General features: G+C 73.5%; 18 protein-coding genes. 12 read left to right on the forward strand and 6 right to left on the reverse strand.

Annotated elements, in window-relative coordinates; all coding sequences use genetic code 11:
• Positions 1-280: 280 nt before the first annotated feature.
• A complete protein-coding gene (locus ACO0M4_RS13440; protein WP_430370193.1) occupies positions 281-2374 on the forward strand; it encodes a SpoIIE family protein phosphatase in 2094 nt (697 codons plus the stop codon).
• A gap of 306 nt (positions 2375-2680) precedes the next feature.
• Complete coding sequence (locus ACO0M4_RS13445) at positions 2681-4126, forward strand: APC family permease (RefSeq protein ID WP_430370195.1); 1446 nt, start codon at positions 2681-2683, stop codon at positions 4124-4126.
• Between the two features lie 13 nt (positions 4127-4139).
• Here ACO0M4_RS13445 and ACO0M4_RS13450 read toward each other — a convergent pair whose 3' ends face one another.
• Positions 4140-4481 (reverse strand): hypothetical protein, encoded by a 342-nt coding sequence (locus ACO0M4_RS13450; RefSeq protein WP_430370197.1) that lies wholly within the window; start codon positions 4479-4481, stop codon positions 4140-4142.
• 330 nt (positions 4482-4811) lie between these two features.
• Here ACO0M4_RS13450 and ACO0M4_RS13455 point away from each other — a divergent pair, with 330 nt between their 5' ends.
• The 6 genes from ACO0M4_RS13455 to ACO0M4_RS13480 all read left to right on the forward strand — a co-directional run bounded on the left by ACO0M4_RS13455 (position 4812) and on the right by ACO0M4_RS13480 (position 12636).
• Complete coding sequence (locus ACO0M4_RS13455) at positions 4812-7544, forward strand: SpoIIE family protein phosphatase (protein ID WP_430370198.1); 2733 nt, start codon at positions 4812-4814, stop codon at positions 7542-7544.
• A 97-nt stretch (positions 7545-7641) separates the two neighbouring features.
• Positions 7642-8487: a DeoR/GlpR family DNA-binding transcription regulator gene (locus tag ACO0M4_RS13460; RefSeq protein WP_430370200.1), complete on the forward strand. Its 846-nt coding sequence runs from the start codon at positions 7642-7644 to the stop codon at positions 8485-8487.
• A 93-nt stretch (positions 8488-8580) separates the two neighbouring features.
• Positions 8581-9852 (forward strand): four-carbon acid sugar kinase family protein, encoded by a 1272-nt coding sequence (locus tag ACO0M4_RS13465; RefSeq protein WP_430370201.1) that lies wholly within the window; start codon positions 8581-8583, stop codon positions 9850-9852.
• A gap of 10 nt (positions 9853-9862) precedes the next feature.
• Positions 9863-10933 carry a 4-hydroxythreonine-4-phosphate dehydrogenase PdxA gene (gene pdxA, locus ACO0M4_RS13470; protein ID WP_430370202.1) on the forward strand — a complete coding sequence of 357 codons (1071 nt, stop codon included), beginning with the start codon at positions 9863-9865 and terminating at the stop codon, positions 10931-10933.
• Positions 10930-12294 (forward strand): MFS transporter, encoded by a 1365-nt coding sequence (locus ACO0M4_RS13475; RefSeq protein ID WP_430370204.1) that lies wholly within the window; start codon positions 10930-10932, stop codon positions 12292-12294. Before pdxA ends, ACO0M4_RS13475 begins: the two co-directional genes overlap by 4 nt.
• Positions 12295-12426: 132 nt before the next feature.
• Complete coding sequence (locus tag ACO0M4_RS13480) at positions 12427-12636, forward strand: hypothetical protein (RefSeq protein ID WP_430370206.1); 210 nt, start codon at positions 12427-12429, stop codon at positions 12634-12636.
• A 123-nt stretch (positions 12637-12759) separates the two neighbouring features.
• Here ACO0M4_RS13480 and ACO0M4_RS13485 read toward each other — a convergent pair whose 3' ends face one another.
• On the reverse strand, positions 12760-13254 hold the full coding sequence (locus ACO0M4_RS13485; RefSeq protein WP_430370207.1) for a MarR family winged helix-turn-helix transcriptional regulator: 495 nt from the start codon (positions 13252-13254) through the stop codon (positions 12760-12762).
• Between the two features lie 58 nt (positions 13255-13312).
• Between ACO0M4_RS13485 and ACO0M4_RS13490 the strand changes: the two genes are divergently transcribed.
• Entirely contained in the window at positions 13313-13984 is a 672-nt protein-coding gene (locus ACO0M4_RS13490; protein WP_430370209.1) for a TIGR03086 family metal-binding protein, read from the forward strand.
• The gene (locus ACO0M4_RS13495; protein WP_430370210.1) at positions 13978-14358 is read left to right on the forward strand and encodes a hypothetical protein; all 381 of its coding nucleotides are present in this window, start codon (positions 13978-13980) and stop codon (positions 14356-14358) included. The genes ACO0M4_RS13490 and ACO0M4_RS13495 overlap by 7 nt, the downstream gene beginning before the upstream one ends.
• A gap of 42 nt (positions 14359-14400) precedes the next feature.
• On the opposite strand, the gene ACO0M4_RS13500 is transcribed toward ACO0M4_RS13495, so the two are convergent.
• Positions 14401-15360: a DMT family transporter gene (locus tag ACO0M4_RS13500; RefSeq protein WP_430370212.1), complete on the reverse strand. Its 960-nt coding sequence runs from the start codon at positions 15358-15360 to the stop codon at positions 14401-14403.
• Between the two features lie 229 nt (positions 15361-15589).
• On the opposite strand from ACO0M4_RS13500, the gene ACO0M4_RS13505 reads away from it, so the two are divergent.
• Positions 15590-16651, forward strand: a complete 1062-nt coding sequence (locus tag ACO0M4_RS13505; protein WP_430370214.1) for an isopenicillin N synthase family dioxygenase — start codon at positions 15590-15592, stop codon at positions 16649-16651.
• A 113-nt stretch (positions 16652-16764) separates the two neighbouring features.
• Positions 16765-18126 carry a solute carrier family 23 protein gene (locus tag ACO0M4_RS13510; protein ID WP_430370216.1) on the forward strand — a complete coding sequence of 454 codons (1362 nt, stop codon included), beginning with the start codon at positions 16765-16767 and terminating at the stop codon, positions 18124-18126.
• 7 nt (positions 18127-18133) lie between these two features.
• Here the strand turns inward: ACO0M4_RS13510 and ACO0M4_RS13515 are convergent, their stop codons facing one another.
• The 3 genes from ACO0M4_RS13515 to ACO0M4_RS13525 all read right to left on the reverse strand — a co-directional run bounded on the left by ACO0M4_RS13515 (position 18134) and on the right by ACO0M4_RS13525 (position 22872).
• The gene (locus ACO0M4_RS13515) at positions 18134-19552 is read right to left on the reverse strand and encodes an 8-oxoguanine deaminase (protein WP_430370218.1); all 1419 of its coding nucleotides are present in this window, start codon (positions 19550-19552) and stop codon (positions 18134-18136) included.
• 242 nt (positions 19553-19794) lie between these two features.
• The gene (locus ACO0M4_RS13520; RefSeq protein ID WP_430370220.1) at positions 19795-20997 is read right to left on the reverse strand and encodes an MFS transporter; all 1203 of its coding nucleotides are present in this window, start codon (positions 20995-20997) and stop codon (positions 19795-19797) included.
• Between the two features lie 99 nt (positions 20998-21096).
• On the reverse strand, positions 21097-22872 hold the full coding sequence (locus ACO0M4_RS13525; RefSeq protein WP_430370222.1) for a M4 family metallopeptidase: 1776 nt from the start codon (positions 22870-22872) through the stop codon (positions 21097-21099).
• Positions 22873-23073: the final 201 nt, after the last annotated feature.

The following is a 23073-nucleotide window of genomic DNA, read 5'->3' on the forward strand; positions in this document are numbered from 1 at the left end:
GTAGTCCCAAGAGATCGACATCTCCAAGTCGAGTGTCCGCGCGCGGGCGTTGTTCCGGCCATCGTCGAGTGGATCAATATCGTCAACCCGGTCGCCGGGGCGGGCGAGGGCGGCCCATAATGCTCCATCCGGTACGGTCCCCGCCTCTGGTGGGCCCCGCTCTGCCTGCGGGTCCGTCCGGTGTCGAGGGATGATGGAGGGCAGCGGCAGCACGGCACGACCCGGCCGTGCACGGAGCGCCACGGCTGTCGGTCAGGAGACCGGCGGAAGGAGTGCCTGGATGGGTGCGACCGACGCGTTCCCGGACAGTGCTGCCCAGTCCGGGGCCGGGCCCGCGCAGCCCGGCGGTCTGCTCGACGTGCTGGGCGTGGCCGCCGTCATGCTCGACGCCAGGGGCCGGATCACGCTCTGGAGCCCCCAAGCCGAGGCGCTCTTCGGGTGGACCGCCGAGGAGGCGCTCGGCCGGTCCGCCGCCCAGCTGCTGGTCCACCCCGAGCACATCGACCTCGTCCTGCGCCTCTTCGCGGAGGTGATGTCCGCCGGTGAGAGCTGGGCCGGGGTCTTCCCCGTCCGGCACAAGGACGGCAGCACCCGGCTGGTCGAATTCCGCAACATGCGGCTCCAGGACGAGCACGGTGCCTCCTACGCCCTGGGCATCGCCACCGACCAGGCCGTGCTGCGCGAGGTGGAGCGGGACCTGGCGCTGTCGGTGCGGCTGGTGGCCCAGTCGCCGATCGGGCTGGCGGTGCTCGATGCCGAACTGCGGTTCGTGATGGTCAACCCGGCACTGGAGCGGATCAACGACCTGCCCGCCGAGCAGCACATCGGCCGGCACGTCCAGGACGCCCTGTCGTTCCTGGAGACCGACGTCATCGAGGAGCGGATGCGCGAGGTGCTGGCCACCGGCCGGCCGTTGCTGGACCAGTTCTCCGTCGGCCGCACCGCCGCCCACCCCGACGTCGACCAGGCGTGGTCGGTCTCGTACTACCGGCTGGAGGACGCCAACGGCCGGGTGCTGGGCCTGGCCACCTCCGTCGTGGACGTCACCGAGCAGCACCGGGCCGCGACCGAGGCGGCCCGCGCCCGCCGGCGGCTGGCGATCATCGCGGACGCCTCGGCGACCGTCGGCACCACCCTGGACGTCGGCCAGACCGCCCAGGAACTGGCCGACGTCATCGTGCCCGAACTCGCCGACCTGGCCGCCGTCGACGTCCTCGACGCCGTACTGGACGGCCGCCGGCCCGGCGTACCTGGCCGCGGCGGCCCGGCCCGCTTCCGGGCCCTGGCGGTCGCGGCGGCCGGTGAGACGCCCGCGGTCCGCGCCGCCGACCCCACCGGACACCTCGCCGCCTACGAGACCGAGCGGCTGATCACCCGCTGCGTCACCACGGCCCGCCCGGTGCTGGTCACCGAGGTGGGCCCGGAGGACCGTCGGCACATCGCCGCCGACCCGCAGGGCGCCGAGCTGCTGCGGGAGGCCGGGCTGCACTCCTATCTGGCGGTGCCGCTGATCGCCCGCGGCGAGGTGTTGGGCGCGCTCTCGCTCTACCGCTCGGACAACCCCGTGCCCTTCGACGAGGACGACGCGGTGCTCGCCGTCGAACTGGCCGCCCGGGCCGCGGTCTGCATCGACAACGCCCGCTCCTACCAGAGCGAACGACGCACCGCGCTCACCCTCCAGCGGCATCTGATGAACCACCGCCCTGCACAGCCCGCCACGATGGACATCGCCTACCGCTACCAGCCCGCGCAGGCGGCCAGTGAAGTGGGCGGCGACTGGTACGACGTCATCCCGGTCGCCGGTGACAAGACCGCGCTGGTCGTCGGCGACGTGATGGGCAGCGGCATCAACGCGGCCGCCACCATGGGACAGTTGCGCACCACCACGCGCGCGCTGGCCGACCTCGACCTCGCGCCGGCCGACGTGCTCCACCACCTCGACCACATCGCCGGCGGCCTCGACCCGGCCTTCGCCACCTGTCTCTACGCCGTCCACGACCCGCACCGCGAGGAGTGCCGGATCGCCGTCGCCGGCCACCTGCCGCCCGTGGTGGTGCGCCCCGGCCAGCCGCCGGAACTCCTCGACCTGCCCACCGGCGCCCCGCTCGGCGTGGGCGGCGTCGGCGACGTGGTCTTCGAGCAGACCGCCGTGCCGCTGCGCGCCGGCGACCAGCTGGTGCTCTACACCGACGGGTTGATCGAGACCCGCGATCAGGCCATCGACGCCCGCCTGGACCGCCTCCTGGGGCTGCTCGGCGAGCCCGAGCAGCCGCTGGAGGAACTCTGCGACCGCCTCCTGAGCGAATTGCGGCACGGCAACGACCACGACGACGTGGCGCTGCTGATCGCCCGCATCCGGGGCCACGAGGGCTGAATCCCGCCGGTGCCGGCACCGCACGGCGAAAGTCGCCGGACCGCGCGGCCGAAGAATCCGCAGCCCGGCAAAGTCCCGCGAAATCCGCGTGGATGGGGCCTGGGTGACATGGAAAACCGCGTTTGGTGTGGCAACTGCTACGGATTCCGTTGCCATATGGGCTTAACGAACTCTTGACGGGAGGGTCCGACGGAGGTTGTATTCCGGTCACCGAAGCGGCCCCGCAGTGCCTCTGGTGCGACCGCTCACCGGCACTTCTCCCTACAGTGCCGCCCCTTCTTGCCCTCCAGCACCGATGGGATCCGGATGACCGATATGCCCACCACGCCAGTTGTCACCGCCGCCGCAGCGCCGGAAGCCCGGACCGCGAAACCGGCGGACAGTCCCAAACTCACCCGGTCCATCGGTGTGGTCGGCGGCACCCTGCTCACCCTGTCCTGCCTGACCCCGGCGTCCTCGCTCTTCGTGATCGTGCCGGACTCGTTCGCCACCCTCGGCACCGGCACGGCACTGACCATCGCCATCGCGGCGGTGCTCTGCGTGGGCGTGGCCTTCACCTACTCCGAGCTGGGCACTCTCATCCCCAGCTCCGGCGGCGAGTACGCCATGGTCGGCACCCTGATGGGCCGGCTCGCGGGCTGGCTGGTCTTCGTGCTCTCCCTGATCGTCGTCATGATCGTGCCGCCCATCATCGCGCTGGGCACCGCCGACTACCTGGCTCCGATCGTGCACCTGGACAAGCAGGCGACCGCCGCCGCGGTGATGCTGCTGGCGACCGCCATGGGCCTGCTCGACCTGCGCGCCAACGCCTGGATCACCGGCATCTTCCTGGTCCTGGAGGTGGTGGCCGCCGCGGTCGTGGCGTTCCTCGGCTTCAGCCACACCAGCCGGTCCGCGAGCACCCTCATCCACCCCGTCATGGACGCCGGGCACGGCACCAGCGCCGCGGTCACCGGCGGGCTGATCGTGACCGGGCTCGCCACCGCGCTCTTCATCCTCCAGGGCTTCTCCACCGCGGTGTACCTCGCCGAGGAAATGGAGAACCCGCGGCGCAACGTCTCCCGGACCGTCCTGTGGACGCTGGCCATCGGCGCCGCCGTGGTCCTCGTCCCGGTCGTCGCCATCACCCTCGGCGCCCCCGACCTCAAGACGCTCGGCGCCGGCGACGTCGCCGGCATGGTGCAGGGCTGGAGCAACTCCGCCGTCGGCACGTTCGTCAGCCTGTGCATCGCCCTGGCGATCATCAACGCGGCGATCGTCATGGTGATCCAGAACTCCCGGGTGGTCTTCTCCTCGGCCCGCGACGCCGCCTGGCCGACCCCGGTCAACCGGATCTTCTCGCACGTCGGCAAGCGCTTCGGCTCACCCTGGGCGGCCACCCTCGCGGTCGGCGTCCCCGGTGCCGCACTGTGCTTCGTCACCCTCGACACCCTGAACGAGGTCACCGGTGTGGCCGTCGCCGCGATGTACGTCTTCGTCGCGCTGGGTGCCCTGGTCTCCCGCCGCGGCGAGCACAAGAACCGGCTCGCCTGGCGGATGCCGCTGTGGCCGGTGGTCCCGGCGCTGATCGTCCTGGTCCTGGCCTGGGTGCTCTGCCAACAGAGCGCCAAGAGCCTGCTGATCACCGGCGGGGTGATCGCGGTGGCCACCGCCTACTGGGCCCTCTACCTCCGCCCGCGGCAGGACAGCCACTGGGTCATCTCGGTCCCCGAGGACGAACTGGCCACGGCCGCCGAGCCGGCCCGGTCCTGACCGGGCCGCGCCTTCACCGGCCGTCCGGCCGGGACAGCGCCAGCGCGTCCAACAGCAGACACACGTGGTCGACGGCATCCCGCCCGGCGGGGCCGTCGGCCACGTCCGCGTCGTCCAGCAGACCTGCGGTGGCCCGCAGCAGCGCCAGCAGCCCGGCGGTCGCCCGCCCCGCGGGCTCCGGGTGCGCGACGGCGGCGCGGACCTGCTCGCCGGTGAGCGGCAGTCCCGTCTCCAGCCAGCGGAACAACGCGACGGCGGCCCGGCGGTCCGCGTCGTTCGGCTGCCACGCCCCGCGCGCATGGTCGTCGATGAGCACCGCCGCTTCGGCCCGGATCTCCTCTGCTGCAACATGCATGCCCACGAACGTCTCATACGCGCCCGGCGGCCCCGGGGCCGGCTCCGACCGCCCGGCGACCGCCCCCGGGCCCCGCCCGACTCCCGAGTAAGCGCCGCTGACCAGGAACGTTGCGCGCGGCGCCGGCGCCTCCCGGCAGATCAGCGGCCGCTCCGCAACCGCCGCGGCCTGTGGGAAGAGTTACATGGAGGGAGCCGGTGAGCGCACACCCGTAGCCGGGAAACCTACCGACAGGTTTTACTGACGCTGCTGTGCCGCAGTCTTTCCGGGGCCGCTGCGCTGCGCAGTGCGCGGCTCGCCCACCGTATGCGGGAGGTGTAGAAAGAGGACATGGCCGGACGCTACGGCCGCCCGCGTTCGGTTCTGAGGATGCGAACTGTCGCTGGTCAGGTCTTTCTCCTGCAAGTGGCGATCGTGGTCTTGCTCGTCGCCGCCGCCATCGCGGCCCTGGTGCTGCAGTCCGGGACCGACTCCGAACGGGAGGCCCAACACCGCTCGGTCGCCGTGGCCCAGACCTTCGCGAACGCGCCCGGTCTCGAAGCGGCCCTCAAGAGCCCCCACCCCACCGCCGTGCTCCAGCCCGAGGCGGAAGCCGCCCGCAAGGGCTCCGGGGTCGACTTCCTCGTTGTCATGAACACCGACGGCATCCGCTACACCCACCCGCTCACCGACCGCATCGGCAAGAAGTTCGTCGGCGACATCGGGCCCGCCCTGGCCGGACGGGTGGTCACCGAGAAGATCACCGGCACCATCGGGCCGCTCGTGCAGGCCGTGGTGCCGGTCGTCGGCGACGGCGGCCAGGTCGTCGGCCTGGTCTCCGCGGGCATCACCATCAGCAAGGTGAGCGGCGTCGTCAACGACCAGTTCCCGCTGCTGTTCGGTGCCGCGGCCGGGGTGCTGCTGCTCACCACCGGCGGTACCGCCCTGGTCAGCCGCCGGCTCCGGCGCCAGACCCACGGGCTGGGACCGGAAGAGATGACGCGGATGTACGAGCACCACGACGCGGTGCTGCACGCGGTCCGGGAAGGAGTGATCATCGTCCGCGGCGACGGGCGGCTGGTGCTCGCCAACGACGAGGCCCGGCGGCTGCTCGACCTGCCGCCCGACGTCGAGGGCCGCCAGGTCGCCGAGCTGGGGCTGGACCCGGCCACCACGGTGCTGCTGGAGTCCGGCCGGGTCGTCACCGACGAGGTGCACCCGGTCGGGGAACGACTGCTCGCGGTCAACCAGCGCTCCACCGAACGCGCCGGCGGCCCGCCCGGCAGCGTCACCACCCTCCGTGACACCACCGAACTCCGGGCCCTGACCGGCCGCGCCGACCTCGCCCGAGGGCGGCTGAAACTGCTCTACGACGCCGGCGCCGAGATCGGCACCACCCTCGACGTGGTGCGCACCTGCGAGGAACTGGCCCGGTTCGCCGCCGAGCGGTTCAGCGACATCGCCACCATCGACCTGGCCGAGTCGGTGCTGAACGGCGAGGAGCCCGAGACCGCCGGCCCGGCCGTCGCGATGCGCCGCACGGCCATCGGCGGCGAGGTGCCCGACGGGTCGCTGTACCCGGTGGGCGAGCCGATGCAGTTCGCGCCCACCACCGTCCTCGGCACCCGGCTGCCGGCCGGCGAACCGGTCCTGGAAGCCGACCTGACCACGTTCTCCGGCTGGCAGCGGCAGGACCCCGAACGCGCCCGGCAGATCGTCGCGAACGGCATCCACTCGTTGATCGCGGTCCCGCTACGGGCCCGCGGCGCGATCCTGGGCGTGGCCCTCTTCTGGCGTGCGCACACCCCCGAGCCGTTCGACGAGGAGGACCTCTCGCTCGCCGAGGAGCTGGTCGCCCGCGCCGCGGTGAGCATCGACAACGCCCGCCGCTACACCCGCGAGCACACCATGGCGATCACCCTCCAGCGCAGCCTGCTGCCGCGCGGCCTGCCCGACCAGAACGCCGTCGAGGCCGCCTTCCGCTATCTGCCCGCGCAGGCCGGCCTCGGCGGGCTGGGCGGCGTCGGCGGCGACTGGTTCGACATCATCCCGCTGCCCGGCACCCGGGTCGCCCTGGTCGTCGGCGACGTCGTCGGCCACGGCCTGCACGCCGCCGCCACCATGGGCCGGCTGCGCACCGCGATCCACAACTTCGCCACCCTCGACGTCCCGCCCGACGAGCTGCTGTGGCACCTTGACGAGCTGGTCACCCGGATCGACCAGGACGAGGGCGCGGACGGCACCGGCAACGGCAACGGCCCCAAGGCCCCGATCACCGGCGCCACCTGCCTCTACGCCATCTACGACCCGGTCACCGGCACCTGCACCATGGCCCGCGCCGGGCACGTCCAGCCGCTGGTGCTGCGGCCGGACGGCAGCGCGGAGTTCGCCGAGGTGCCCGGCGGCCCGCCGCTCGGGCTCGGCGGGATGCCCTTCGACACCTGCCAGCTGGAACTCGCCGAGGGCAGCCGCCTGGTGCTCTACACCGACGGGCTCGTGGAGGACCGCTCCCGCGCCATTGACGAGGGCATGGCCCTGCTCGGCCGCACCCTCGGCGGCCGTCCCGGGCAGACCCCGGAGGAGACCTGCGAGGCGGCGCTCGACGCGCTGCTGCCGGACTGCCCGACCGACGACATCGCCCTGCTGGTCGCCCGCACCCGACGGCTGGACGCCACCTGCATCGCCGACTGGGAGGTCCCCGCCGACCCGTCCGCGGTCGCCCAAGTGCGCGCCGCCGCGGTCCGCAAGCTGATCGAGTGGGGGCTGGCCGACGAGGCGTTCACCACCGAGCTGATCCTCAGCGAGCTGGTCACCAACGCCATCCGGTACGCCGCCGGCCCGATCCGGATCCGGTTGATCCACGACCGCGCGCTGATCTGCGAGGTCGCCGACCACAGCAGCACCTCCCCACACCTGCGGCACGCCGCCACCACCGACGAGGGCGGCCGCGGCCTCTTCCTGATCGCCCAGCTGGCCGAGCGGTGGGGCACTCGCTACACCGGCGACGGCAAGGTGATCTGGACCGAGCAGGCACTGTCCGACGCGGACCGGGCTCCGGAGGCGCCCGACGACCACGGGCCCTGACCGGGACAACTCCCGGCTGCTACCCTCCAGTTGCGCGAAGCGCGCAACTTACGGCAGTCGGGGGAGCAGCGGGACGCGGCGGGGAGGGCGCAGTCACGTGACCAGTGGGGAACGTCCGGCCACCCGGCACCGGCGGGAGCGCATGGTGGAGCTGCTCGGCGCGGGCGACATCACCGTGCACGACCTCGCCGCCGCCTTCGACGTCTCGCTGTCCACCGTCCGCCGCGACCTGGCCGCGCTCGCCGAGGGCGGCCGGATCACCCGGACGTACGGCGGCGCGGTCGACCACCGGGCCGCCGAGCGGTCCTGGCACGACAAGGCCCGGGAGCACCGCAGCGAGAAGGGCGCCATCGCCCGGACCGCCGCCACCCTCGTCCGCAGCGGCGACGTGGTCCTGTTGGACGCCGGCACCACGGTGGCGCGGCTGGCGCACGAGCTGCGCGCCCGCACCGACATCACCGTCGTCACCAACGGGTTGTCCACCCTGGTAGAGCTGGCCGACGCGGAGGTGGAGGTGGTGGTGCTGGGCGGCCGGCTGCGACGGCCCAACGAGTCCCTGCTGGGCACCCGAACCGACCAGGCGCTGCGCGGGATCACCCCGGACCTCGCCTTCCTCGGCGTGGACGGCGTGGATCCGCGGCGCGGGGTGAACTGCCCGGACCCGGAACAGGCCGCGCTGAAGGAGACCATGGCGCGGTGCGCGCGGGCCGCCTGGGTGCTCGCCGACGGCTCCAAGCTCGCGGGGGGAGGGGGCTTCCCCTACTGGGCGGCGATGCCGTACGGCACCGGGCTGATCTCAGGCGCTCAGGGCGACGGGGGCGACGGGCATGAGGGGCGCGACGGGCGGCGGTTGGCGGCGTTCGCCGCGGCGGGCTGGCCGGTGCTGCCGTGTGCGCAGCAGTCGGGCCCCGACGCGCCGGAGGCTCCCGCGCACGGCTCTTGACAGGCCGTCCCGCCGCTCGCCACCCTGCATTGCGTGAATCGCGCAACTTCCTTGCGCGGTCCGGTCATTGCGCAACCGGCGGGAGGGGAGCCCATGGCCCAGGTGCTCGTCATCGGCGACGACCTCACCGGCAGCAACGCCACCGGTGCCCTCTATGCCCGGCGCGGCCTGCGGGCCGTCACCGTCAGCGACCCCGCCCAGGTGGCCCGCTACGCCCACCGGGTGGACGTCCTCGTCGTCAACACCGCCTCCCGACACTGGCCCGCCGCCCGCGCCTACGCCGCCGTCCGGGCCGTTGCCGACACCGCCGGGGACGCGCCCCTGATCGTCAAGCGGGTGGACACCACGCTGCGCGGCAACCCCGGCAGCGAACTCGACGCGGTGGCCGATGCGTTGGCGGCCCCTGCCCCCACCGCCCGGATCCGCACGCTGGCCGTCCCCGCCTTCCCTGACGCCGGCCGCACCACGGTCGGCGGACTGCACCTCGTCGACGGGGTGCCGCTGACCCGGACGGCGGTGGCCCGCGACCCGTTCGACCCGGTGCGGCACTCCCGGGTCGCCGCCGTGCTGGGCACGCAGAGCCGCCGGACCTTGGGCGAACTGCCGCTGGACGTGGTGGAACAGGGGCCCGACGCGGTGGCCGCGGCGCTCCGGGCGAGCCGGGCCGAGGTGGTGGTCTGCGACGCCACCGAGAACGCGCACCTGCGGACGGTCGCCCGGGCCGCCGCGGCGCTGGCCGTCGAGGACGGGATCCGCTGGCTGGCGCTGGACTCCGGGCCGTTCGGCGCCGCCCTCGCCGCCGAACTCGGGATCCGTCCCGCGGTGGCCCCGGTCCGGGTGCTCGCCGTCGTCGGCAGCGTCACCGACCGCACCCGCGACCAACTCGCCCGTACCGAGGCGGCACTCGGTGCCCGCTGGGCCGATCTCGACCCGGACCGCCCCGACGCCGACCGGGTGCTGGACGCGCTGCGCGCCGCCGCGGCGGAGGGCGCCACCGTCCTCGGCGTCCGGGTCCTGCCCGCCGGGCCGCGGGCGGCCGGAGCGGTCCCCGATCCGTCCGCCGCCGCGGGCATTCTGCGCTGCCTGGCCGAGGTCGCCCGGCGGGCGGTCGACGAGCTGAGCCCCGGCGGACTGTACGCCTCGGGCGGCGATGTCGCCGCCGCGGTGACCGCGGCGCTGGGCGCCGACGGCTTCGCCATCGACAGCGAGGTGCTGCCGCTGGCCATCGCCGGACGCCTGGTCGGCGGCGCCCACGACGGACTGCTCTTCGCCACGAAGGGCGGGCTGATCGGCGGGCCGGACGCGGCCCGCGACTGCCTGGAACACCTGCGCGCGGCCGGCACCCGCACCGCGCTCACCCCTTGAAAGGTGACTGATGACGACGACGGACACGACGGACCACCGGCGACCTCCCGACGGTCAACTCCCGCTGCTGGCCGTGACGTTGGGCGACCCGGCCGGGATCGGACCGGAGATCACCGCCCGTACCCTCGCCGACCCGGCGACCGCCGCACTCGGGCGCGGGCTGGCGGTCGGGGACGCCGCCGTGCTGCGCCGGGCCGTGGAGGTCTGCGGACTCGACGTCCGGGTGAACCCGGTCGGCGCGCCCGGCCAGGCGCGGTTCGCGCCCGGCACCCTCGACGTCCTGGACCTGGGCGTCGCCCCCGGCGATCTGCCCTGGGGGCGGGTCGATCCGGTCGCCGGCCGCTCCGCGGTGGCCGCGATCGAGGCCGCCACGCAGGCCGCGCTGGCCGGCGAGGTCGACGCCGTCGTCACCTCGCCGATCAACAAGGAGGCGATCTGGGCGGCCGGTTCCCGGCACCTGGGGCACACCGAGATGCTCGGCGAGCTGACCGGTGCGGCCCGGGTGGACACCATGTTCGTGGTCCGCGGCCTGAAGATCTTCTTCACCACCCGTCACCTCTCGCTCCGCAAGGCCCTGGACCAGGTCACCGAGGACCGGGTCGGGGCGAGCATCCGCCACGCGGTCACCGCACTGCGGGTCTTCGGCCACGACGCGCCCCGGCTCGCGGTCGCCGCGGTCAACCCGCACGGCGGCGAGGGCGGCCACTTCGGCGACGAGGAGATCACCGTGCTCGCCCCGGCGGTGGCCGCGGCGGTGGCCGAGGGGCTGGACGTGACCGGACCGGTCCCCGCCGACTCGGTCTTCCACCAGGGGCTCGAAGGCCGCTTCGACGGGGTGCTCTCGCACTTCCACGACCAGGGCCACATCCCCGCCAAGACGGTCGACTTCGCCGGTACAGTCTCGGTCACCGTCGGCCTGCCGATCCTGCGGACGTCCGTCGACCACGGCACCGCGTTCGACATCGCGGGCAGCGGGCGCGCCTCGCACGCCACCATGGCCGCCGCCTTCCGCGCCGCCGCCGACCTCAGCCGCTGCACGGACCGGATCCGCGCCGCCTATGGGACGGCAGTGGCCCGATGAACGACGCTCCGCAGACCGGCGACCCGACGGCCGGCACCGGCACCGCGCTCTCCGGGGCGGTACCGGCCCAGCGCTGGCTCTACGTCATCCCGGTCGCCGCGATCATGTACATGCTGGCGTACCTGGACCGCAACAACGTCTCCGTCGTCCTCCCCTACATGCACGGCGACCTGGACCTGTCCAACGCCGACAAGGGACTGGCCGGCGGCATCTTCTTCCTCGGCTACGTCTTCCTCCAGATCCCGGCGGCGGTGCTCGCACAGCGCTGGAGCGCCCGGAAGACCGTCCTGATCCTCATGGTCGCCTGGGGCCTGTCCGCGGTGCTGTCCGGTCTGGTCCAGACCCGGACCCAGTTCTACGCCGCACGGTTCGTGCTGGGCTTCTTCGAGGGCGGCGTCTGGCCGGCCGTGCTGATCCTCCTCGCCTCGTGGTTCCCGCTCCGCGAGCGGGCCCGCGCCAACGCCCTGTGGATGGCCTGCCTGCCACTGTCGTCGGTGCTGATGGCCCCGCTCTCCGGCTGGATGCTCGACCACGCGAGCTGGCGCTGGGTGCTGGTGCTCCAAGGGGTGCCGCCGCTGTTGTGGGCGGTGGTCTGGTGGTTCGCGGTCTCCGACCGCCCCGCGCAGGCCCGCTGGATCTCCCCAGCGGAGGCCGACCACCTGGCGCGGGCGATCGCCGCCGACGAGGCCGCCAAGCCCGCGACCGGCGGCGGCTCCTACCTCGGCGCGGTCCGTCAGCGGTCCGTCCTGGTCCTCATCGGGGTCTACTTCTTCTGGATCACCGGCTTCTACGGTTTCAGCCTGTGGCTGCCCGCCGTCATCAAGGAGCTCACCCACAACGGCTCCGCCACCGAGGTCGGGCTGCTGACCGCGGTCCCGTTCACGGTGGCGCTGGTCGTGATGATCGCCAACGCCGTCTGGTCGGACCGCACCGGCCGGCGGCGACAGGCGGTCGCCATCCCCTTGGTGGTGGGCATCGCGGCCCTGCTGCTGGGGCAGGTGGTGCACGGCGCACTGCCGCGCATGCTGCTGCTGTGCGTCACGGCCGCCGCGGTATACGCGCCCTACGGCCCCTTCTGGGCCATCCCCGGCCAGCTGCTCCGCTTCGAGGTGGTGGCCGTGGCGATGGGCCTGATCAACGCACTGGGCAACCTCGGCGGCTTCGCCGGCCCGTACCTGGTGGGCTGGCTCACCGACGCCACCGGCACCAGCCTGACCGGTTTCGCGGTGCTCGCCGGTTTCTTGGCGGTGGCCGTCATTCTGGTGACACTCGGGTTGCGGCCGGGGCCGGCACGGCCCCACGACGACCCTGCGGGGACCCCGACGGTCGCGGCCAACTCCACCTCAGATGCGGGGAGTTGATGGCGACCGGTCGGGCCGCCGGCCGGCCGGCGCAGGCTCACGCGATTGGTGGTAAGTCAGGTTTTAAGATCTTTCGCCAGGGTGATTCCTGAAAGGATCGATATCACCCCTCAAGACTCCTGAGGAGCAGACATGCGCATCCGCGCCGCGATCGTAGCCAGCGCCCTGGCCGCCGGCATCGTCCTGGGTGGAGCGGGCACCGCACTCGCCGGTGGGAAGGACCACCACTACGGCAAGGGCTGGCACGTCGGCCGCTCGTTCGACGCGGCCGTCATCGACGGCAACCCGATCTTCCACGACGGCTTCCACAAGGGGCACTTCGAGCACGGCAAGTGGAAGTGAGCGACATGGTCGCCGCGTGACGTGAGCGGACGCCGCATCGGCGGGTGCCGGCCGGGACCCACCGCCTACGGGCGGCCCGGCCGGCATCTGCCGTGTGCGGCCCCGTACGGCCGCCGGGCCCGGTCAGGCGTCGCGCGAGGGGAGGTGCGGGGGGATCTCGGGCAGGGCGTGCAGCGCCAGCAGGCCGCGCAGGAACCCCTCCCGGTCGGCGGTCGGGAGGTGGGCGAGCAGGCGTTCCTCGCCGCGCTGGATGTCGGCCTGGACGGCGTCCCGCAGCCGTCGTCCCTCAGGGGTGACGGAGACCAGCCGGACCCGGCGGTCCCCGGGGTCGGGCCGGCGGTGGATCAGCCCGCGGGTCTCCAGGTCGTCCAGGATCGGAATGATCCGGGTCTTGTCGGCCCGGATGGCCTCGGCCAGGGCGGCCTGGGTGCGGATCGGGGTCTCGTCGAGGCGCAGCAGCACCGCGTACGCCCACATCGTCAGCCCGTGCGCGTCGAGGACCGGCCGCTCGGCGTCGATCAGGGCGCGGCACAGCGGGACCAGCATCGCGGCCAGGTCGGGGCGGGCGGTCGACCGCCCTTCGGTCGGGGTGTCGCTGGGTGCTGCGTGCTCGGCCATGCAGAGGAAAATACCCCTTGACAGATCATGTGCTCACGCAGATCGTAAGCACATGCATATGAAATCGGCAGGACGGGACGCGGCGCACGCGGCGTCCGCGACGACGGAACGGGCGGACCTGGACCGCCTGCGGAAGTCCAACGCCCGCGCGGTGCGGGACAGCGTGACGCTGGTGAACCGGCTCGCCCCCGGGGACCTGGCCCGGCCCACCCCCTGCGCCGGATGGGACCTGGCCGCGCTGCTCGGCCATCTGACGGCCCAACACCAGGGGTTCGCGGCGGCCGCACTGGGCCGCGGGCGGGACCTGGCGCACTGGGCGGTCCGCCCGCTCGGCGACGACGTCCCACTGGCGGCGATGCGCTACCGCCACGCCGCCGAGGACGTCCTCGCGGCCTTCGCGACCGTGGCGGACCCCGACCTCCCGTTCGCCCTCCCGGAATTCACCACCGACCGGACCTTCCCCGCCATCCAGGCCATCGGCTTCCACCTCATCGACTACGTCGTCCACAGCTGGGACCTCGCACGGAGCCTGGACCTGTGCTACGACCCGGACCCCGAACTCCTCGACGCGGCCCTGCCGATCGCCCGGGCCGTCCCGGACGGCGCGGCCCGGCTCGCCCCCGGCAGTTCCTTCCGGCCCGGCCTGCCGGTGGCCGAGGGCACCGGGACCCTGGACCGGATCCTGGCGATGCTGGGCCGCTCACCGGACTGGCGGGCACCGGCGTGCTGAGGACCTCCTGGATCGCCGGCCCGGACAGCGGCCGGGCCGGCCCCGCACTCGTCAGCGTCACCGACCTCCGGCTGTCCACGGTCGCGAACCTGCCCGGTGTGTACCGCGCGGCACGCCGGCTCGCGGAGGACTGGCCCGCACTGGACGGCGCACACGGCATGTGGCTCTGGGCCCGCCCGATGGCCCGCCGCTGCGGGGCGGTGGCGATCTGGCGGGACCGCGCCGCCCTCGCCGGATTCCTGGGCACGCCGGCGCATGTGGCGGTCATGCTCCGCTACCGGGGGCGCGGCACCGTGACGTCGTCCACCTGGGACGTCCCGCGCGCGGCGCCGGACGAGGTCTGGCCCCGCGCGGCGGTCGCCCTGCGGGCTTAGGGCGTGTCCGGTGGAACGGGGTCGGACAGGCCCTGGGACTCCTCACGCACGATCGGGGAAGCCGGGCCGTCGCGCCGGTCGGCGGGCGAGCGCCACGCCGGCCAGGCACAGTGCCCCGCCGGCGAGGGTCAGCGGGCCGGGGACCTCGCCCAGGGTCGGCCAGGACATCAGGACCACCAGCACCGGTACCGCGTAGGTGGTGGCGCCCATCCGGCCCGCGGTGCTGCGGGCCAGGGCGAATGCCCAGGTGGTGAAGGCCACGGCGGTGGGGAAGACGCCGAGGTAGACCATGTTCAGGGTCGCCGAGAGGGGCGCGCGGGCCGCCTCGGAGACCAGGGTGCCGGCGAACGGGAGACAGGCGACGGCGCCGGTCAGGCAGCCGTAACAGGTCACCGTCAGCGCGCCGGTGTGGCGCAGGGCGGGCTTCTGGGCGACCACCCCGCCGGCGTAGCCGACGGCGGCCAGCAGGCAGAGCAGGACGCCGAGCACGGACGACCGCCCGCCGCCGGACATCGACAGGCCCACCACCGCCACGCCCGCGAAGGAGACCGCCAGCCCCGCGAACAGCCGGCGCGGCAGCCCCTCGCCCAGGAACCGGGCGCCGAGCAGGGCGATCAGGACGGGGCCGGTGTTGACGAGCAGCGCCGCCGTGCCGGCGTCCACCTCGCGTTCGCCCCAGTTGAGGGCGATCGTGTAGACGCCGAACCACAGCACGCCCGAGCAGAGGATGCCCGGCCAGGCGGCGCGCGGCGGCCAGCCGCCGCCCCGGACGAGCAGGAACGCCCCCAGGACCAGGGAGCCGGTCAGGAGTCGGCCGAGGGCCAGTGCGCCGGGGGAGTAGGCGGCGCCGGCGCTGCGGATGGCGACGAACGCGGAGGCCCAGAGCACGACGGTGACGACCGCGGCGGCCAGGGCGGGCCGGCTGGCGGAGGGGTGGGAGGGCGCGGGGCCGGTGGGCGGTATGAGGGGTGGGCGGGTGGTATCCCGGGAGGGAGTGGTCATGCAGGGGAGGTTAGGCCGGCAACTGTTCGGTATTCGGCGAAGTGTCGTCGCATAGAGGGGATTTGACCTGCGGATATCGGCCAACGGGCGGCTGCTTTCAGCTGGTTCCCCAGGAGGTCGTTCACAAGGCGTTCATCAAACTGTTGAAGCGGATAGGGGTGGGTGGGCGCCGCACGGGACCGCGGAACGCCCCCGGAGAGGACCGAGCGCGACAGAAGGAAGGCATGCGATGGGCAGGGCCACGGCCGTGAACGGCGTACTCGACGTACCCGTCATCGACATCTCCGCCTGGACGAACGGCACCGCCGCCGACCGGGTCGGCATTGCGGGCGAGATCGACCAGGCGGCCCGCACCGTCGGATTCATGCAGATCGCAGGGCACGGGATCCCCGAAGCGGCGGCGCGCGCGTTCGCCGCGGCGCTGGACGACTTCTTCGGCCTCCCGATGGACGAGAAGAAGGCGCTGCGCGCCCCGTCGCCGGACGTCAACCGCGGCTACACCCCGCCGCGCACCGAGAAGCTCAGCCTGAGCCTGGGGGTGCCCGCCGCGGCCGAGGACCTCTTCGAAGCGTTCAACGTCGGCGCGGAGGCGGCCGCCTTCCCCGGCCTCGACCTGCCCGAGGCGCACTACCCGGCCAACCTCTGGCCGCCGGTGCCGGGCTACCGGGAAGCGGTGACGCAGTGGTGCACGCAGGCGGGCGGGCTCGCCCGGCGACTGACCGGGATCTTCGCGCACGCCCTGGGACTGCCCGCGGACTACTTCACACCGTTCACCGACCACTCGCTCGACGTGCTCCGGATGAACCACTACCTGCTCCCCGAGCAGGAACTCGTCGTCGACCGCGACCAGATGGGGATGGGCGCCCACACCGACTACGGCATCGTCACCGTGCTGTGGGCCGACCGGGTCCCCGGGCTGCAGATCCTCGACACCGAGGGGCGCTGGCACGACGTCCTGCCCGAGCCGGGCTGTCTGCTGGTCAACCTCGGTGATCTGCTGGCACGTTGGACCAACGACCGATGGCTGTCGACCATGCACCGGGTGCTGCCGCCGACCGACGCCACCGGACGCGTGGTGCGCCGCCGCTCCGCCGCGTTCTTCCACGACGGCAACTGGGACGCCGAGATCAGCTGCCTGCCCGGCTGCGTCCCGGTGGGCACCGAGCCGCTGTACCCGCCCACCACCGTCGGCCGGCACCTCGCCGAGAAGCTGGGTGGCTCGCGCGCCGGGAAGCCCAACGCCAACTCGCCGCGCGAGGCCGCCCGGCTGCTCGCGGCCCGCGGCGACTGACCGACACCTGACTCTTCTCCCACGGCAGTTGCGACCGGTCCCGCGCCGCAGACGGCGGGGGTCGGGCGCCTCCCCCTCACCGCCCGGCCCCACCCGTGCCCGAGAGGTCCGTCATGCCCCTGACGCCGCGTCGCGCGCCGCTCCGCCGCCCCCGACCCGTCCGCGCCGACGGCGAACGGCACCCCACCGCCGGCCGGACGATGAGCCTGGGCGTGCAGCACGCACTGGTGATGTACGCGGGCGCGATCGCCGTCCCGCTGATGTTCGGCGCCGGCGCGGGACTGACCGGCGCGGCGGTCGGCACCCTGGTCAACGCGGACGTCTTCGTCGCCGGCCTCGTCACCGTCGTGCAGAGCCTGGGTGCCGGGCGGTTCCTCGGGGTCCGGCTGCCGCTGGTGACCGGCGGGTCCTTCGTCTGCGTCACTCCCATGATCATGATCGCCCGGGAGTACGGGCTGCCCGCGGTCTACGGCTCGATGATCGCCGCCGGGCTCTTCGGGATGCTGGTCGCCGTCCCGTTCGCCCGGCTGTTGCGGGCGTTCCCCCCGCTGGTCAGCGGGGTGGTGATCACCGTCGTCGGGCTGGCGCTGATCGGTGCCGCCCCCGGCATGATCGCCGGACCGGACCCCGCGGCGGCGGACTACGCCCCGCCCGCCCATCTGGCCCTGGCCGGCGCGGTGATCGGCTTCCTGCTGCTGTTCCGGCGGTTCCTGCGCGGCTTCCTGGCCCAGGTGAGCGTCTTGCTGGCGCTGCTCGCCGGGACCCTGGCGGCGATCCCGATGGGGCTCACCGACTTCTCCGGCGTCGCGGACGCGGACTGGTTCGGGTTGGTCACCCCGTTCCGCTTCGGCGCCCCCACCTTCCCGCTCGCCGGGGTGGTCTCCATGTGCGTGGTGATGCTGGTGGTGTTCGCCGAGTCCACCGCGCAGATGATCGCGGTCGCCGAGGCGGTGGAGCGGCCGCTGACCGACCGGGCGCTGGGCCGCGGCCTGGCCGCCGACGGCCTGTCGGGGGTGCTCGGCGGCGCCATGAACTCCTTCCCCGACACGGTCTTCGCCGGGAACATCGGGCTGACCCTCATGACCGGCGTCCGCAGCCGGTATGTCACCGCGGCCGGCGGCGTCGTGATGGTGTTCCTGGGCACCCTCCCCAAACTGGGCGAGCTGATCGCCTCGCTTCCCCAACCCGTGGTCGGCGGAGCCTCGTTGATGTGCTTCGCCACCGTCGCCGCGGTGGGCATCAACATCCTGCGCCGGGCCGGACTCGACCAGGGCGACAACCTGCTGATCGCGGCGGCGGCGATCGGCGCCGGGATGCTGCCGGTCGTCGCCCCGCACCTCTACCACCGCTTCCCGCAGTGGTGGCAGTTGGTCTTCGGCAGCCCCTCGACCGCGGCGCTGGTGGTCGCCCTGGGTCTCCACGTCGCGTTCCACCACGGGCGGCGCCGGGCCGAGGGGGCGTCAGCAGCAAACTGACGCTACGTCAGTCAAGGCCCTGCATCCGCCGGGCGACCCGGGCGTGCTCCCGCAACTTCGTTGCCAGCTCGGGGAGTTGTAGCTCCCCGTCGTCGACGAGGACCCGGCCGCCGACGACCGTGGTCCAGGCCCGGGACGGGGCGCAGCGCAGCCACGCCTCGACCGGGTCGGTGAGCGCCCCGGCCAGGGCCACCTCGGGGGTGTCCCAGACGACGAGGTCGGCGCAGGCCCCGGGGCGCAGGTGCCCCAGCTCGTCCGCCCGGCCCAGACAGCGGGCCGAGCCGCGGGTGGCGACGTCCAGGGCGTCCCGGGCGGTCATCGCCGCCGGGCCGCCGCGGTACCGGCCCAGCAGCAGGGCGCCCCGGGTCTCCAGCCAGAGTGAGGCGTGGTCGGTCGAGGCCGATCCGTCGCAGCCGATACCGACCGGCATCCCCAGCCCGCGCATCTCCTGGACCGCCGCCGTGCCGCCCGCGATCAGCATGTTGGAGCTGGGGCAGTGCGCCACCCCGACGCCGGCGGCGGCGAGCCGGGCGCGCTCCTGCTTGGTGGGGTGGATGCAGTGCGCGACCCAGGTGCGGTCGGTCATCCAGCCGACGGACTCGAAGTATTCGACGGGCCGGCAGCCGTAGGTCTCCAGGCAGTAGGTGTCCTCGTCCGGGTCCTCGGCGAGGTGGGTGTGCAGCCGGACGTCCAGCCGCTCGGCCAGCTCGGCGGTGGCGGTCATCAGCTCCCGGGTCACCGAGAACAGCGAGCAGGGCGCGAGCGCGACCCGGGTCAGCGCGCCCGGGGACGGGTCGTGGTAGGCGCGGACCAGGCGTTCGCTGTCCGCCAGCACCTCCTCGGCGGTCTGGGTGACCGAGCGGGGCGGCAGACCGCCGTCCTCGGTCGAGCGGGTCATCGAGCCACGGGTGGCGTGGAAGCGGAAGCCCAACTCCTGGGCGGTGCGGATCTGGGCGTCGATCAGGCGGGGGCGCGGATGGACGTAGTGGTGGTCCATCGAGGTGGTACAGCCACCCATGAGCAGTTCGGCGATGCCGACGTAGGTGGAGAGGTGGACGGCTTCCTCGTCGAGGGCGGCCCAGCGGGGGTAGAGGGTGGTGAGCCAGGCGAAGAGGGTGCCGTTGACGGCGGGCGCGTAGGAGCGGGTGAGGTTCTGGTACAGGTGGTGATGGGTGTTGATCAGGCCGGGGGTGACCAGGCGGCCGGCGGCGGAGAGCGTACGGGCGGCCCGCGCCGGCTCGGCGCCGGCGGGACCGTACGCCGCGACGCGGCCGTCCCGCAGCGCGATCCAACCGCCGGGGATCTCGGTGTCGCCGTCGATGACGAGCAGGCGGGCGTCCCGGACGAGCAGATCGTAGGGGGATGCCGGGTCGGCTGCTGCTGCGGTGCCGTCGTCCGGACGGGCGTGGTGGTGGGGGTCGGTCATGCGAGGACTCCTGTGATGCGGTGTGCCGATGCTCCGGCACGGGGCACGATGCCTGCGCGCGGGCCCTGTACCGGTGTGGTGCGCGGCCACCGGATCGTCACCGCCGGGTCTGCCGGCGGACGGGCAGTCCTCCTTCCCGAGGTCTCACCTTCTGGAGTCGATGTCTCAACTCGACGGCGGGCAGCCGTCGTTGGAGCCCTTCCCGGAATGCGGCGGGCCAGTCCCGGCCGGGCCGTGCGGCGTCAGGCCGGACGCTCCGCCGGCAGCGGGCGCCGCAGGACGTACCCGCCGACCGCGACCGCCACCGCGATGACGCACCCCGCGAAGGTGAGGCCCGCGCCGCGCAGCCCGAGTTCCGTGCTGAGCGCGCCGACGCCCACCACCGGCAGGGAGATGCCGAGGTAGGCGACGAGGAAGAAGGCGGACAGGGTGCCGCCGCGGTGCTCCGGCGGGGCGGCGGCACCGACCGCGGTGAGCCCGGCGCGGAACGCCAGGCCCTGGCCGGTGCCGCCGCAGAGCGCGCCGGCGACCAGGACGGGCAGCGAGGCCGCGGCGAGCGAGGCGCCGACCAGCAGGAGTCCCAGCACCAGGATCAGGCAGCCGGTCGGCAGCGCGGCGCGGACGCCGATCCGGCCGGTCAAGGACTGGCCGAGGGTCGAGCCGACGAAGACCGTGCAGACGACCGCCCCGGAAACCGCGAGGTTGTGCACGTCGAGGGTCTGCGCGACGAAGCTCGGCGCGATCGCGGTGAACAGCCCGAGCAGGGCGAAACCGGCGAACGCGACGACCGCGGCGGGCGCGAACACCGCACGGACCGCCGGCGGGACCACGAGCCCCTGGGGCCGGCGGGAGCGCGGCCGGTGCGGGTGCGCGACGGTTTCCGGGAGGAGCCGGGTCACCAGCGCGGCGACGGCCAGCAGGAGCAGGTGGACGAGGAAGGGGAGGGCCAGCGGCCGGGGCGCGTACTGCGCCAGCAGACCGGCGAGGAGCGGGCCGCAGCCCAGACCGCCCATGTTGGCGGCGGTGGCGGCGAAGCCGGCCCGGGACTCCCGGCCGGGGCGGGCCAGTTCCAGGACGGCGGCGGTGGCGGCGCCGCTGAACAACCCGGCCGCGAACCCGGACAGCACCCGGCCGAGCAGCAACATCGGCAGCCCGCCTTCGAAGAGGAAGCACAGGGCGCTCGCCGCGGACAGGCCCAGCGCGGCGAACAACACCGGGCGCCGACCGATCTCGTCGGAGAGGTTGCCCGCGCCGAACAGGACCGTGATCACCCCGAGGGCGTAGGTGGCGAAGACCACGGTGACCATCAGTTCGGAGATGCCGAGCTGTTGGCGGTAGAGCCCGTAGAGCGGGGTGGGCAGGGTCGTGCCCGCCATGCCGATCGCGAAGACGCCCGCCGCGGCGAGGCTGCCGGGTCGACGGGCCCGGCTGGTGCGCACGGTCATGGCGTCAACGTAGGCGTCGGTGGCCCGGGCGGGCCAGGACGCGGCGCCCCGCGCGTGGCGGGGCGCCGCGTCCCGTCGGGTCAGCGTCGCGTCATCGCGTCACCGGGTGGGTGCGTTGGCGGCGGTGACGTTGACGGCGGCCCAGGCCCGGTCGACCGTCCGGTACGCGGTGCTGCCCGCGCCGTAGAGGTCCTTGGCGGCCTGGAGGGTGGCGGTCCGGGCGTCGTGGAAGTCGGTCCTGGAGACCATGTACCGGGTGAGCGCCCGGTAGAAGATCGCCGTGGCCTTGTCCCGGCCGATGCCGGTCACCTTGGCGCCGTCGTAGGTGGGGGAGTCGTAGGCGACACCGCCGATGGTCTTCTTGCCGCTGCCCTCGGCCAGCAGGTAGAAGGCGTGCGAGGAGACGCCGGAGCCGGCGTGCACCTCGGTGTCGTAGGTGTCCTTCGACCAGTAGTCGACGGTCCCTTCGAGCTTGTCCAGGGACGGCTTGTCCAGTCGGCGCAGGAACTTCTGCGCCAGGCCGAGCTTCTCGCCCATGAGGTAGTTCGGCGGGTTCTTCGGGTTGTTGGTGGCGAACTCCACGGCGCTGCCGAAGATGTCCGCGAGCGACTCGTTGAGCGCGCCCGGCTCGCCGAACTGGTGGCCCTCCGCGTCGACGCGGGTGGGCTGGAGGCCGGCGGTGGCGTCGACCACGCCGTGGGTCAGCTCGTGGCCGGTGACGTCCAGGACGACCAGCGGCTTGGTGAAGAGCTTGCCGTCCCCGTCGCCGTAGAGCATGCAGCCGCAGTCCGAGGACCAGAAGGCGTTGCCGACGTTCGTGCCGAAGTGGACCAGGGCGTGCGCGCCGGCGCCGTCGTTCTTGATGCCCTTGCGGCCGAAGGTCTTCTTGTAGAAGTCCAGGGTGCTGGTGATGCCGAACTGGGCGTCGACGGCGGCGGTGGTCCGGTCGGCGGTGGTGCCGTTGCCCCAGCGGTTGGTGCCGTGGGTGAGGGGCTTGGCGGCGATGAACTTGTCGAGTTCCTTGCCACCGGCGTCCCGGGTCTCGGTGTTGCCGCGGGTGCCGTCCCGCAGGACGAAGGCGTTCTTGGCGGTCTGCGTGGTGGACAGCGGCACGGTGCCGACGAAGAGGGACGCGCCGGTGCCGGTGGCCGGGGCCGGGTAGTGGCCGGCGGCGGGCTTGTTCGGGGCGGCCGGGGTGGTGGCCGCCGCGGTGCCGGGGGTGAGGCGCTCGCCCCGCTGCCGGAGCTTGTGCAGGACGGACGGCGACAGGAACGGGTCGTTGACCGGGATGTTGCTGAGGACGCTGCCGGTGGTGGCGTCGATGACGACGGTCCGGGCGCCGCCGGCCTCGACGGTGCGGCTGTCGTCGACCTGCACCTGGTAGGCGAGCGTGGTCCGGCCTTCGCGGGCGTCGACGACGAGTTGGGGCTCGCCGGCGGTTCCCTGTGCCGCGGTGGCGGCCTTGGCAGCGGCCTGGCGGGCCGACAGCTTCGGGTCGGTGGCGGGGAGGTCCACCTGGTGGCGGGCGGCCCGGGTCACGCCCTGGTAGGCGGAGTCCGCACCGAGGTGGATGACCAGGTCGCCGCCGAGCACCGGCATGCCGCGGTGGGTGCGGACGAACCGTACGTGTCGGCTGCCGTCGGGGTCGACCAGGGTGTCGGTGACCGTGAGGGTGTCCTGCTTGCTGACGCCGGTCGTCGCGGAGTGCGCGTAGGCGGCGGCGCGTGCCGTGGCGACGAGGGAGGGGGTGCCGGCAGTTGAGGGGGCGGCGGGGGCGGCGGGTGCCGCGACGGCCGCGCCGGCGGTGAGGGTGGCGGCCGTGGTGACGGCCAGGGCTATCGCCAGGTGGCGGCTGCGTATGTGGGGTCTACGCACAGAATTGCGTCCTTATGTGCTGTGGGCGGTGGCATGCGTCAACCGCCCGTACACGCGGTGGCGTTGCACACCGCGGGGGCCGTCCGGCCCCGCACAGACCCTGGTATGTCTGGCATGGGCATGTAAAGAGGAATGATCAATTTTCAACGCTTGGTAGTCAAAAATTGATAATTGATCAGCTTTAGGTAGCCGGAAGATGAC

Origin of the sequence: Streptomyces sp. RGM 3693, assembly GCF_050471125.1 — a bacterium.
GTDB lineage: Bacteria > Actinomycetota > Actinomycetes > Streptomycetales > Streptomycetaceae > Streptomyces.